12 protein-coding genes are annotated in these 13182 nt (G+C 73.2%); 6 read left to right on the top strand and 6 right to left on the bottom strand.

Annotated elements, in window-relative coordinates:
- The coding region (locus ACXJKL_RS09710; protein ID WP_457206857.1) for a hypothetical protein at positions 1–1020 on the top strand (1020 nt) is incomplete at its 5' end.
- Positions 1021–1088: 68 nt separating this feature from the next.
- Positions 1089–2381 carry an AI-2E family transporter gene (locus tag ACXJKL_RS09705; RefSeq protein ID WP_457206856.1) on the top strand — a complete coding sequence of 431 codons (1293 nt, stop codon included), beginning with the start codon at positions 1089–1091 and terminating at the stop codon, positions 2379–2381.
- Here the strand turns inward: ACXJKL_RS09705 and ACXJKL_RS09700 are convergent.
- A complete protein-coding gene (locus ACXJKL_RS09700) occupies positions 2359–3351 on the bottom strand; it encodes an EamA family transporter (protein ID WP_457206855.1) in 993 nt (330 codons plus the stop codon). The two genes, ACXJKL_RS09705 and ACXJKL_RS09700, sit on opposite strands and share 23 nt — an antisense overlap.
- 39 nt (positions 3352–3390) lie before the next feature.
- Between ACXJKL_RS09700 and ACXJKL_RS09695 the strand changes: the two genes are divergently transcribed.
- On the top strand, positions 3391–3924 hold the full coding sequence (locus ACXJKL_RS09695) for a CGNR zinc finger domain-containing protein (protein WP_457206854.1): 534 nt from the start codon (positions 3391–3393) through the stop codon (positions 3922–3924).
- Between the two features lie 3 nt (positions 3925–3927).
- On the opposite strand, the gene ACXJKL_RS09690 is transcribed toward ACXJKL_RS09695, so the two are convergent.
- Both ACXJKL_RS09690 and ACXJKL_RS09685 read right to left on the bottom strand, forming a co-directional pair.
- Complete coding sequence (locus ACXJKL_RS09690; protein WP_457206853.1) at positions 3928–4719, bottom strand: alpha/beta fold hydrolase; 792 nt, start codon at positions 4717–4719, stop codon at positions 3928–3930.
- Positions 4720–4741: 22 nt separating this feature from the next.
- Entirely contained in the window at positions 4742–5506 is a 765-nt protein-coding gene (locus tag ACXJKL_RS09685; protein WP_457206852.1) for a hypothetical protein, read from the bottom strand.
- A gap of 64 nt (positions 5507–5570) precedes the next feature.
- On the opposite strand from ACXJKL_RS09685, the gene ACXJKL_RS09680 reads away from it, so the two are divergent.
- Complete coding sequence (locus tag ACXJKL_RS09680) at positions 5571–6077, top strand: SRPBCC family protein (protein ID WP_457206851.1); 507 nt, start codon at positions 5571–5573, stop codon at positions 6075–6077.
- On the opposite strand, the gene ACXJKL_RS09675 is transcribed toward ACXJKL_RS09680, so the two are convergent.
- Positions 6053–7006, bottom strand: a complete 954-nt coding sequence (locus tag ACXJKL_RS09675; RefSeq protein WP_457206850.1) for a helix-turn-helix transcriptional regulator — start codon at positions 7004–7006, stop codon at positions 6053–6055. The two genes, ACXJKL_RS09680 and ACXJKL_RS09675, sit on opposite strands and share 25 nt — an antisense overlap.
- Positions 7007–7067: 61 nt before the next feature.
- On the opposite strand from ACXJKL_RS09675, the gene ACXJKL_RS09670 reads away from it, so the two are divergent.
- Entirely contained in the window at positions 7068–7469 is a 402-nt protein-coding gene (locus ACXJKL_RS09670) for a VOC family protein (protein ID WP_457206849.1), read from the top strand.
- A 79-nt stretch (positions 7470–7548) separates the two neighbouring features.
- On the top strand, positions 7549–9975 hold the full coding sequence (locus ACXJKL_RS09665) for a LuxR C-terminal-related transcriptional regulator (protein ID WP_457206848.1): 2427 nt from the start codon (positions 7549–7551) through the stop codon (positions 9973–9975).
- A gap of 157 nt (positions 9976–10132) precedes the next feature.
- On the opposite strand, the gene ACXJKL_RS09660 is transcribed toward ACXJKL_RS09665, so the two are convergent.
- Complete coding sequence (locus ACXJKL_RS09660; protein ID WP_457206847.1) at positions 10133–11938, bottom strand: 3-hydroxyacyl-CoA dehydrogenase family protein; 1806 nt, start codon at positions 11936–11938, stop codon at positions 10133–10135.
- A gap of 78 nt (positions 11939–12016) precedes the next feature.
- Positions 12017–13182 (bottom strand): cysteine desulfurase-like protein (locus ACXJKL_RS09655; protein WP_457206846.1); only part of this gene is annotated, 1166 nt, incomplete at its 5' end.

Here is a 13182-nt window from a genome sequence, read left to right as displayed (position 1 = left end):
ACGCCGTCCCGCGCGACGGCCCCGGTCGCCGCCGCCCTGCCGATGGTCCGCCGCGGCGGCTACGACAAGGCCGCGGTCGACCAGCGGATCAACCAGCTGACCACCGAGAAGTCCGGCCTCAGCTCCAGCCTCACCGCCTCCGAGCAGCGCGTCATCGAGCTCGAGGCCGAGTCCGAGCGCATGCGCGCGGAGCTCGAGGAGAACAAGAACCCGACGTACGCCGGCCTGGGCGGTCGGGCCACCTCGATGCTCAAGCTCGCCGAGGAGGAGGCCGCGGACGTCCGGACGGCCGCCAACCGCGACGCCGCGGACATCCGCGAGCAGGCCAACCGCGACGCCAAGGCCATCCGCGCCGACGCGTCCCGCGAGGCCGACGACATGCGCATGGTCCAGCTCAAGGAGCTCGACGAGATGCGCAACCGGCTCACCACCGACGCCGAGCAGGAGCGCACCCTGGCGAAGGCCGAGGCGGAGGACATCCTCGCCGCGGCCCGTCGCGAGGCCGACCAGGTCCGCCTGGCCGCCCAGCAGGAGACCAACGAGCTGCGCACCACCGCGCGCCGTGAGGCCGAGCAGGCCCGCGCCGCAGCCGACCGTGAGGTCCAGGAGGCCCGCCGCACGCTCGCGGTGGAGAAGGAGCGCCTGGCTCGCGAGGCCTCCGAGCACCACTCCAGCGCCACCGCCGAGACGCAGCGCCTCGTCCAGGAGGCCGAGGACCGCGCCGCAGCAGCCGAGCAGCGCGCCCGCGAGGCGACGGCCCAGGCCAACGCCCACCGCCAGCAGGCACAGAACGAGGCCGAGGGCCTGCTCAGCCGGGCCCGCCGCGAGGCCGAGCAGATCGTCGCGTCCGCCACCACCCAGGCCGACTCGGTCGCCGCCAGCGGTGCCGCCGACGCCGAGCGCGAGCTCGCCGCCGTCCAGGCCGAGGTCGACCGGATGACCAAGCGTCGCGACGCGGTCGCCGCGCAGCTCGGTGCCCTGCGAGACGTCGTCGCCGGGTTCTCCGAGGACGAGTCCTGAGCTGGATCGACCGCCTCCGCGGTCGCCTCCAGCAACCCGGCACCGCGCAGCCCCAGCCCCCCGGGGCCGTGGCCGTCGACGACGCGCCGCACCGGTCGGAGGCCGTGTCCACGGACCAGGTGGAGGCCGTCGAGGAGGCCGTCGAGGAGGCCGGGCAGCACGCCGAACGGGCCGAGGCGGCCGCGGACCGCGCGGACGATGCCGCCGACGACGCGCAGCGTGCCGCTGCGCCGTCGGTGACCGCGGCCCGGCAGATCGACGACGCCACCGACCTGGTGGTCGACACCACGCCGTACGTCGCGCCGACACCCAGGGAGACCCCCGCACCCTCGGTGCTGCGCCACTCGCCCTTCAACATCGGGTTCTTCGGCGCGCTCGGCGCGCTGGTGGCGGTGTTCCTCAGCCAGCAGCTGCTCAGCATCTCCTCGGTGCTGATCCTCCTCGTGCTGGCGATGTTCCTGGCCATCGGCCTCAACCCCACCGTCGAGTGGTTCATGAGGCACGGCATGCGCCGGGGCCTCTCGGTCCTGCTGGTGCTCTTCGTCGTGATCACCGTGCTGGTGCTCTTCGTCGTGGCCGTGGCGCCGGTGACCAGCGACCAGATCGCGCTCATCACCGACAAGGCCCCCGGTTGGCTCGAGGACCTCCAGCGCAACCGGCAGGTCCAGGACCTCGACGACCGCTTCGACGTCATCCACAAGGTGCAGGACTACGTCACCCAGGGCGACTTCGGCCAGCGGGTCTTCGGCGGGGCGCTGGGCGTCGGCCTGGCCGTGCTCTCCGCGCTGGCCAACGCCCTGATCGTGATCGTCCTGATGGTCTACTTCCTGGCCTCGCTGCCGAGCATCAAGCTCGCGGCGTACAGCGTCGCGCCCGCCTCGAAGCGGGCCCGGGTCAGCGAGCTCGGCGACCGGATCATCCGCTCCACCGGCGCCTACGTCGCGGGTGCGATCCTCGTCGCGGTGTGCGCGGGCATCAGCACGCTGATCTTCACCGCCGTCGTGGGCCTGGGTGACTACTCGTTCGCTCTGGCCTTCATCGTCGGCCTGCTGTCGCTGGTCCCGGTGATCGGTGCCGTGGTGTCGGGCGTCATCATCACCGCGTTGGCGCTCACGGTGTCGCCCGGCACGGCGCTGGTGACGGCGATCTACTACGTCGCCTACCAGCAGTTCGAGTCCTACGTCATCTACCCCAGGATCATGAAGCGCTCGGTGGACATCCCGGGGTCGGTGACTGTCATCGCGGCCCTGCTCGGCGGCAGCCTGATGGGAATCATCGGCGCCCTGCTGGCCGTGCCGGTCGCGGCGGCGCTGCTGCTGCTGCACCGCGAGGTCTTCCTCAAGCGGCAGGACGCTCGCTGACGGACTCGGGCAGCGGCTCGACCACGGGCGAGGGCGACCCCTCCCCCAGCTTGACCACGACGACCCCCGCCAGGACCAGCAGGCCGCCGGCCAGCTGGACCGGTCGGGGCAGCTCGCCGAGGAGCAGCCAGGCGAAGACGAGCGCCATCAGCACCTCGGTGAGCGCCACGAACGACGCCAGGCGGGACCCGAGCCGACGTCCGGCCTCGATCCCGGTGACGTAGGCGATCGCGGCGGTGACGAGCCCGAGGGCCAGGACGGGGACCCACCACGCCACGTCGACCCCCTGGTAGGACACGGGAGACGCGCTGACCCGCATCGGCAGCACGCCCAGCAGGCCGGCCACGCCCAGCACCGTGCCACCCACGACGAGACCGCCGGCGGCCAGGCTGATGCCGGGCAGGCCGTTGTCCTCGTCGGCCGAGATGACGAAGTAGGTCGCGGCGCCGACCATCGCCCCGAGGCCCCAGGCCACGCCGACCGCGTCCAGGTCCGCACCGGAGATGACGTCGAGCACCAGGACCAGGCCGGCGGCGGCGATCGCGGCCCCGAGCACGGTGAGCCGGTGGGGCCGGTGGCCGTGGCGCAGCCAGAGCCAGACGACCACCGCGACGGGGGCGGTGTACTCGATGAGCAGCGCCACGCCGACCTGGAGGTAGGAGACGGCGTAGAAGTAGCACAGCTGCGCACCCGCGACCGCCGCGATGCCGTACGCCGCGACGAGGCCGCCGTTGCGGCGCAGCAGGTGCCACCGACCGCGCAGCGCCAGCGCGCCCGGGACGACCAGCACGAGCGCGGCGATGGCGATGCGCGCCGTAACCGCGGCGGGCGCGCTCCACCCGCTGTCGAGCAGTCCCCGGGCGAGGGCACCGGAGAGGCCGAACGTGGTGGCCGAGACGAGCGCGAAGGCGAGACCGGCGCCGGTACGGGACAGGGCGACCTCACTCCTGTCATGAGTCAAGCTCGTCATGGCACATGACGCTATCTCGGCAGTGTGTAAGGTGTCAACATGGTTTTCGCTCCTGACACGGCCGCGGCACTGGAGGCCGCGGTGGTGCTCGCGAACAGCGCCCTCGACCCCGACACCCTGACGTCCGAGGAGGCCCTCACCTCGTTCTACGAGGAGCAGGGCTACTCCGGCGGACACCGGCGCGACCGCGCCGAGCTCGACGCCGTCCGGGCCATCCGGCCCCGGCTGCGCGCGCTGCTCATGGCCGGACGCGACGACGCGGTCGAGCAGGTCAACGAGATCCTCGCCGAGGCCCGGGCGGTCCCCCGCCTCGTGCGCCACGACGTGCTCGACTGGCACATCCACGCCGTCGACGACGAGGCGCCGCTGGCCGACCGCATCCTCGTGGAGACGGCGATGGCCATGGTCGACGTCGTCCGGGCCGACGAGATGGGCCGCCTGGGCGTCTGTGCCGCCGACGACTGCGACGGCCTCGTGCTCGACCTGTCCCGCAACCGCTCGCGCCGCTACTGCTCGACGACGTGCGGCAACCGCGAGGCCGTCGCGGCCTACCGGGCCCGCCAGCGGGCCTGAGCCTCAGGCCAGGAAGCGGCGCAGCACCTCGATGAGCACCGCCGGCTGCTGGGAGTGCACCCAGTGCCCTGCGCCCTTGACCATCACCCGCCGGTTGCGGGGGAAGCGCCGGTCCATCTCGGGGGCGTACTCGTCGGTGACGTAGTCCGACAGCGCCCCGCCCACCCACAGCACCGGCCCGTCGTACGACGCGTCCCCGAGCCCGGTGTCGGGCCACCCGACGAGCGCGTCCATCTCGTCTCCCAGCAGGTCGAGGTTGACCTGCCAGAGCCATCCGTCGCCCTCGCGCCGCAGGTTCTGCAGCAGGAAGCTGCGGACGGTCTGGTCGGGGACCGCCTCGCGCAGCGCCTCGTCGGCCTGGTCGCGCCGCTCCACGGACGTCAGGTCCATCGCCCGCATCGTCTCGATGTAGCCGACGAACTCGCGACCCGAGGAGTACGCCGCCGGCGACACGTCGACGACGACCAGCCGCTCGACGAGCTCGGGATGCCGCAGCGCGAGCACCATGGCGATCTTGCCGCCCATCGAGTGCCCGACCAGGGCGAGCGTCCCCCCGTCGCCCACCTCCTCGCGCAGGGACTCGGCCACCCGGTCGGCCAGGTCGAGGTAGTCGAACGTGTCGGTCCACGGCGAGCGCCCGTGGTTGGGCATGTCGACGAGCAGCACCCGGTGGTCACGGCTGAGGTCCTTGGCGACCTGCATCCAGTTCTTGCCCTGGCCGAAGAGCCCGTGGCAGAAGGCGACCACCGGACCCGCGTCGCCGAGCCGGGTCACGTGCAGTGCGGAGTCGCTCACCGGCCCAGTCTGTCAGCCCGGCTCAGAAGTCGAACCCGTCGAACAGGTTGCCGATCCCGTCGCCGATCCCGCCGAACATGTCTCCGAGGCCCTCGCCGATCGCCCCGATGCCGTCACCGAGGCCGTCGAAGCCGCCACTGAAGAGCATCCCCATGAACATCCACTCCATCGGCCCGAAGTTGCCGAAGTAGCCCTGCGCGTAGGGCTGGTAGGCCCGGCCACCCTGCCAGTAGGGCACCCGCCGGGACCCCACCATCACCTTGCGGATGTCGGGCTCGGCGCCGGCGTGCACCCGCTCGAGGTCGAGCTGGCAGGCGGGCACGTCGCGGCGCGCGCCACCCGGGGGCGTGTAGGGCACGTCGGCCACGGACATCCCGTGGCGCGGGTCGAAGAAGCAGGGCGGCCGGCGGGTCGGCAGCGGGCGGCCGTCCACGCGGGCGCGGACGCAGGCCATCGCGTAGCGGCCGTCCTCGAGGATCTCGGTGACGTGGCGGACGTCGTCGGGCCGGGTCATGGCGGCGGCCGCGATCTTGGCCGACTCGTAGGCGTCGAGGGCGCGCTGGTAGTCGGCGTTCTCACCCTGGCCGAGCGGCGTGCCGGCGAGCTCGATGTCGAGGTCCTGCAGCTCCACGCCGAGGGCGGTGACGTCCTCGTCGGCCAGCCGCTTGACCGGCTCGAGCTCCGCCCCGCGCCTGGTCAGCTCGCGCCGCTTGCCGGCCTGACCGGCCATGACGGCGACCGCCACCAGGCCGCCGAGCACCACGAGGAGGAACACCATGCCCATCATGGGGCCCAGAGTACGTCCCACCTCCACGACCGATCCGGGTGTGCGCGGGTGCCAGACTCCCCCCATGACAGCCGCAGCCACACCCTCTGAGCGCATCGAGGTGTCCCGCCCCGTGACCGCCCCGCCGTCCGAGGTCTTCGCCCTGCTCTGCGACCCGCAGGGCCACGTCGCCATCGACGCGTCCGGGATGCTCCAGGACGCCGAGGGCGACCGCGTCACCGAGGCCGGGCAGACCTTCGTCGTGCACATGGACCGCGAGTCGCTCGGCGACCTCGACATGGGCCGGTACGACGTCACCGTCACCATCACGACGTTCGAGCGCGACCGCGAGCTCGCCTGGAAGGTGCTCGGACGGGTCCGCCCCCAGATCGGTCACGTGTACGGCTACCGCCTGGAGCCGTCGGACGACGGCGGCAGCCTCGTCACGTCGTACTACGACTGGTCCGACATCGCGCCCGAGTGGCGTGACGCGGGGATCTTCCCGGTCATCTCCGAGGCAAGCCTCAAGGCGACGCTGGGCATCCTGGACCGGACCGTGCGTCGCGGCTACCCGCTGGCCACCGAGCGCTGAAGCCGGCCGGCGAGGTCGAGTGCGGCCTCGCGCAGCTCGGGCGGCTCGAGGATCTCGCACTCGAACCCCAGCCACACGATGTGGAAGGCCAGCCAGTCCAGCGCGTCGGCGCTCGACTCGAGCAGCGTCGTCGTGTCGTCGATCGCGGTGAGCGTCACCCAGCGTGCGTCGGTCCGCTCGGCCACCTCTGCGAGCGGCGCGTCCACGCGCACCCGGGCGTGGTGGGGGAAGGGCGAGTGGCTGACCGACCGGCGCACGTACTCCGCCGGGTCGGGGTGCTCGCGAGGCGTGAAGCGCCACGTGGAGGGTGCCACCGAGCGCATCCGGTCCAGCCGGAACGTGCGCCAGTCCTCACGGTCGACGTCCCACGCCATGAGGTACCACCGGCGACCGGTCGCCACGAGCCGCACCGGCTCCACCCAGCGCTCCGTGGCGGCGCCGCCCCGTGCGTCGTACCCGAAGCGGACGCGCACCAGGTCGCGGCAGGCCCGGGCCAGGGTGAGCAGCACGTCGCCGTCGACGAGGTCCTGGGCGGAGGAGAGCGTGACAGTCGAGTCGTGGATGGCCTTGACCTCCGAGCGCAGCCGCGGCGGCATCACCTGGTCGAGCTTGGCCAGCGTGCTCAGCGCCGCCTCGCTGGCGCCGGTCACGGTGCCGCCGGCGGCCAGTCTCAGCGAGACGGCGATCGCCACCGCCTCGGTGTCGTCGAGCAGCAGCGGCGGCAGCTCGCGTCCACGCCCCAGCTGGTAGCCGCCCCCGACGCCCTGCGCCGCGTGCACCGGGTAGCCCAGGGCGCGCAGCCGCTCGACGTCGCGACGGATGCTGCGGGTGGTCACCCCGAGGCGCTCGGCCAGCTCCGGCCCGGACCACACGGGTCGCTGCTGGAGCAGGCCGAGGAGCCGCAGCACGCGCTCGGTGGTGTCGCCCATGCCTGCATGGTGGCAGAGGAAGCGGACAGCACCTGTCCTCGAGGGCGGGCAGACTCACCCCATGAGCCGAACGATCCAGGTGACGTACGACGCCCACGACCCGCTGGCCCTCGGGCTCTTCTGGCGGGCCGCCCTCCACTACGCGGTCGATCCGCCACCCGGTGGTGAGCTCGGCGACCCCGACGCGACGGTGGCGGCGTGGATGGACTTTCTCAGGTCGGCCGGCGTCCCCGAGGCACTGCACAACTCCGCCTTCGCCCTCGTCGACCCCGAGGGGGTGGGACCGCGGATCTTCTTCCAGCAGGTGCCCGAGCCCAAGGCCGCCAAGAACCGCGTGCACCTCGACCTGCGCGCCGCCCCCGGGCTGACCGGGGACGACCGGATGGCGGCCCTGGAGGAGGACCCGCTGCCGCGACGGGCGGGTGGGCTCTCCCCTGCGCAGCCCACACGTCTCCTGTCGTGAGGAGCCTCTCGCGGTCAAGGACGTCTTGGCATCCGTAGTCCTACGTAAAGACCGCGCCCGGACCGATAGATTCTGTGTCGTGCTCACCCCCTGCCTCGGTCGCGAACAGACGCAGCAGCATCTCGCGTCCGCGCTGGCCGAGTCGCGGTGGGTGACGATCGTCGGGCCGCCCGGCAGTGGGAAGACGCTGCTGGCCCGTCATGCGGCGGCCCGGGCCCGGAGCACGTGGGTCAACGCCCGGGGGATCCGGCAGCCCGAGGAGGTCCTCACCGCCTGCCTCGACGCACTGGACGCCCGGCCCACACCCGGGGACACGACCCAGGGCGCCCTGTGCCGGGCGGTGGACGGCATGCACGGCCTGCTCGTCGTGGACGGTCTAGACCTCGACCCCACCCTGCTCGGCCCGACCTTCCAGCAGGTGGTCTCCTCGACCACCGACTCCCGCCTGGCCCTCACCTCGGTGACGATGGCCGGCCAGCCGGCCGAGCGCGTCGTCCGCGTCGGCCCGCTGGCCGTGCCGCTGCGGCACGAGCCCCTGGCGGGACCCGCGGTCGAGCTGTTCCTGCACCGCGTCGAGGCGGCCGGCGGACACCCCGTCGACCTGGTCGCGCACGGCGACGACGTACGCCGGCTCCTGCACGCCACCGGCGGGCTCCCGCTCCTGATCGAGCAGATCGCCGCGCAGATCGCCCTCGTGGGCGTCACCAACGTGGTCCCGACCGCGTCGCTGTCCGAGGCCGTCCAGGCCTCCTACGAGCTCCTCGACGCCGACCAGCAGCGGTGCTTCCGGCGCCTGGCCCACCTGGGCTCCCCCGTGTCCCTCGAGGTCCTGGTCGAGGTGACCGGGGTCGAGCGCGACGAGGCGGCGACGATCGTCTCCGCCCTGGTGCGCCGCAGCCTCGTCGAGGTCCTGCCCGACGGCCGCTTCGACATGCTGACCCCGATCCGACGGCACGGCACCTTCCTCACCGCCTCGACCGACGACCGCGAGCAGACCCACCACGCCCTGCTGCGCTGGGCAGACCGGGTGGCGCCCCAGGACCTGAACTCCGGGGCCGCGGACGCGTCGTGGCTGGCCGACCTGCCCGTGATGCGCAGCACCGTCACGGCCGCCTGCGACGACCCCGAGACCCGGCCACTGGGCTACGCGATCGCCAACCGCATCTTCTCCTCGCTCTACACCTCGATGAAGGCCCGTGAGGCGGTGGAGATCCTCGAGGCCGCCCTGGTCAGCGGGGACGGGCCGGCGGAGATCGGCGCCCAGGTCGCCCGCCGGGCGGGCATCGCGGCCAGCGAGGTGCGGGGCACCTACGAGGGCCTGTGGCTGCTCGAGCGCGCCGACGAGCACGCGCAGAGCGCGCCCGACCCCGACGGCGAGCTGGCCAAGAACGCCTCCATCCGGGCCGAGATGCACCTCGACTCCGGAGCCCTGGTGCGGGCCCAGGCCGAGGCGCAGCGGGCGCTCGACCTCGGTGCCGCCGGCGGGGAGATCCGCCGCCAGGTGCTGCGGACCCTGGCCGACGTCCACGTGTCGCGCGGGGACTGCCGGGCGGCGACCGCGGTCACCCGCGCCATCCTGGAGGGACCCGCCACGCCCGAGGAACGCTGGACGATCCTCTCGGCGCGAACCCTGATGGCCAAGGTCGCCCTCGAGCAGGGACGCACGATCGAGGCGGCCTCGGCCGCCCGCGCCGTCGTCAACGACGCCCGCGCCCTCGCCGAGGATCGGGTCGCCCTGCTGGCGGAGGTCCTCCTGCGACACCTGGACCCGTCGTACCAGCCGGCGGAGGTCGACGGTGAGGACCTGCCCTGGGCGGTGCGCATCCCGGTGCTGGCCCAGGACGCTCGTGACCTCCTGCGGGCCGGCGACGTCCCGCAGGCGGCGGGGCTGGCCGCGGACGTGGTCGTGCTGGCCGACAGCACCGGCCTGGGGCGCGACGCGGTGGAGGCCCGTCTCCTGCTCGGCCGGGCCCTCCTCGCCGGTGGCGACGAGGCGCAGGCCGCCAGCATGTTCCTGGCGGCCCTCGACCGCGCCGCGACGATGCCGATGGCGCTGCGCGCCGCCGACGCGCTCGACGCCCTGGCCCACCTCGGGCACCGACGTGGGCTCCGCGACACCCGGGCCCTGGCCGCGACCGCGTCCGCGCTGCGCGTCGCCCGAGGCGTGATCGCCTGGGGGTACGCCGCCGACACCCCCACCGCCGGCGGGCGCGGCGTCCCCGAGGGCTGGGTCGTCGACGACGAGCTCACCCCGGTCGCCGTCGAGGCCACCGTCGCGTTCTTCACCGGCGCCACGACGCCCACCTCCGGCGGCCTGCTCGACCTGCTCACCACCGCCGAGCGGCACGTCGCCGACCGGGTGGCGACCGGACTCACCAGCCGTCAGATCGCCGAGGAGCTGTTCATCTCACCGCGCACGGTCGACGCCCACCTCACCCACATCTACCGCAAGCTCGGCATCAGCAGCCGGGCGCGGCTGGCCGCCCTGGTGGCCGACCAGCGCTGAGGGCGTCCGGTCGCGCCTGTCGCTCGGGCAGCCGCCACTGGCGGCCGACGACACCCGAGCCAGAATCCACCCGTCGTACGCCGCCAGTTCCTCGAGCCCCCGGACCTCCACCGGCGCCCCGCCGCAACTGGCGGCCGACGACACCCCCGCGGGTCGCTCAGCGGGCGCTGTAGTCGCGGAACCCGCGCTGCGTCTTGCGGCCGAGGTAGCCCGCGGTCACGAGGTGCTCGAGCAGCGGCGCCGGCGCGAACCCGGGCTCGCGGAACTCCAGGTAGAGCTCGCGCTGGATGGCCAGCGACACGTCGTTTCCCACCACGTCGAGCAGCTCGAAGGGCCCCAWCGGCAGCGCACAGCCCTGCTTCATCGCGGTGTCGATGTCGTCGGCCGTGGCGTAGTGCGCCTCGAGCATCTTCACCGCGTCGTTGAGGTAGGGGAAGAGCAGCGCGTTGACGATGAAGCCCGCGCGGTCGCCGCACGAGACGGCCACCTTGCCCACCCGCGCGCACAGGGCGCGCACGGTCTCCGCCACGTCGTCGTCGGTGGCGACGGTGGAGACGACCTCCACCAGCTTCATGACCGGCGCCGGGTTGAAGAAGTGCATGCCGATGACGTCCTGGGGACGCGAGGTCACCCGCGCCAGGGAGATGATCGGCAGGCTGGAGGTCGTGGTCGCCAGGATGGTGCCGGGCTTGCAGATCTCGTCGAGGTTCTCGAAGAGCGTGGTCTTGATCGCCAGGTCCTCGGCGATCGCCTCCACCACGATCTCGACGCGGGACAGGTCGTCGAGCGACGTGGTGCCGGTCAGCCGGCCGAGCACCTCGGCCTTCTGCTCCTCGGTGGCCCGGCCCCGCTGGACCTGCTTGTCGAAGCTGCGGGTGATCGTCGCGAGCACCCCGTCGACCTTGTCCTGCGAGCGGCCGACGTACAGCACGTCGTACCCGCTCTTCGCGAAGACCTCGACGATGCCCGCGGCCATGGTCCCGGTGCCGACGACGCCGACGGTGCGGATGTCGCGCTTGAGCTCGGGGAGGTCGTCGGTCGAGGGAGTCTTGTCGTCCTCGACCACGACCGGGCTGTCGGCCCGCTCGTAGGTGTAGAACCCGCGGCCGGTCTTGCGGCCCAGGAGGCCGGCGGTGACCATCTGCTTGAGGATCGGGGCCGGCGCGTGCAGGCGGTCGCGGCCCTGGCGGTACATCGTCTCGAGGATCTCGTACGCCGTGTCGAGACCGATCAGGTCGAGCAGCGCCAGCGGGCCCATCGGGTAGCCGCACCCGAAGCGCATGGCCGCGTCGATGTCCTCGCGGGTGGCGTACTTGCCCTCGTACATCGACACCGCGTGGTTGAGGTAGCCGAAGAGCAGGGTGTTGGCGATGAAGCCCGCCTTGTCGCCGCAGACCACCGGGTTCTTGCCGAGGCGGCCCAGGAGACCCTCGACGTCGGCGAGCACCGCAGGCTCGGCGACGACCGTGCGCACGATCTCGACGAGGTTCTGCACCGGCGCGGGGTTGAAGAAGTGCACCCCCACCACCCGGCCGGGGCGGGTGTTGGCCGTGGCAATCTCGGTGACGGGCAACGACGAGGTGTTGGTGGCCAGGATCGCGTCGGGCCTGACGATGTCGTCGAGACGGCGGAAGAGCCCCTTCTTCACCTCGAGCGACTCCACCACGGCCTCGACCACGAAGTCGGCGTCGGCGAGGGCGGACAGGTCGGTGGCGAAGCTGATGTGGCCCAGGATCTCGGCCTGCTGGTCCGTGCTCATCTTGCCGCGCGAGACCGCGCGACCCGTCGAGTGCGAGAGGTGCTCACGCCCGCGGTCGACGGCCTCGTCGGTCAGCTCCACCCCGATGACGGTGAAGCCGTTGCGCGCGAACACCTMGGCGATGCCCGCGCCCATCGTGCCGAGGCCGATGACCCCGATCGTCTCGAAGGTGCGGGGTGCGCGCTCGGTCGGTGCAGTCGTCATGCCCCGCATGATGACATGACCGGGGCGCGAGCGAACTCGTCGGTAACGTCCTGCTCAGCACTCGGGCTGAGACGTACGTCACGCGCCGCGCAGATCCCCCAGCGCAGCGAGCAGCCGGTCGACCTCGTCGGCGGTGGAGTAGGCGGCCAGCCCGATGCGCACGCCGCCCGCGTCGCCCAGCCCGGCGTGGCGCGAGGCCTCGAGGGCGTAGAAGCTGCCCGCGGGCGCGACGACGCCCCGCTCGGCGAGTCGCCGACTGACCTCGGCCGGCTCGAGGCCGTCGACGGTGACCAGCACGGTCGGCGTACGACGCGCGGCCCGGCCGTGGACGGTGACCCCGTCGAGCGCGGCCAGGCCGTCCAGCAGCCGGGCCACGAGCACCCGCTCGTGCGCCTCCACGGCGGCCATCGACCAGGACTCGGCGAAGTCCACCGCCGCGGTGACGCCCGCGAGCAGCTCGTAGGGCAGGGTGCCGAGCTCGAAGCGCTCCGGCACCGCGTCGCTCGACGGGAGGAGCTTGTCGGGCCGCAGCCGCTCGAGGAGCGCGGGGTCGGCCGCGACCGCCCCGAGGTGCGGCCCGAAGAACTTGTACGGCGAGCAGGCCAGCAGGTCTGCTCCCAGCGCCTCCATGTCGACCGGAGCATGGGCGGCCAGGTGCACGGCGTCGACGTACACCAGGGCGCCGGCGGCGTGAGCCGCGTCTGCGACCGCGGCCACGTCGGGGCGGGTGCCGAAGAGGTTCGAGGCGGCGGTGACGGCGACCAGCCGGGTGCGCTCGCCCAGCAGGGGCGCGACGTCGTCCAGCTCGGCGGTGACGGGGTCGAAGCCGAGCCACCGGACGGTCGCCCCGACGCGCTCGGCCGCGACCACCCACGGCCGGATGTTGGCGTCGTGGTCGAGCCGGGACACCAGGACCTCGTCACCCGGGCCCCAGTCCTGCGCCAGTGTGCGGGCGAGGTCGAAGGTCACCGCGGTCATCGAGCGGCCCAGGACGAMGCCCCGCGGGTCGGCGAGCCCGACGAAGCGCGCCAGCGCGGCCCGCGCGGCCAGGACGGTCTCGTCGGCCAGCCGGCCGACCGCGGTGGGGCCACCGCGCTGGCACACGCCGGCGCGCAGCATGTCGGCGACGGCGTCGGCCACCACCGCGGGCACGAGCGAGCCACCCGGACCGTCGAAGCGGGACACGGCGGGGTCGAGACCGGGGAAGGCGTCGCGCAGCTCGTGGACGTCGTACGGGGTGTCGG

The organism is Nocardioides sp. P5_C9_2 (assembly GCF_054049555.1).
Note: the sequence above shows the minus strand (reverse complement) of the source record. Positions and strands in the feature narration are given on the sequence as shown.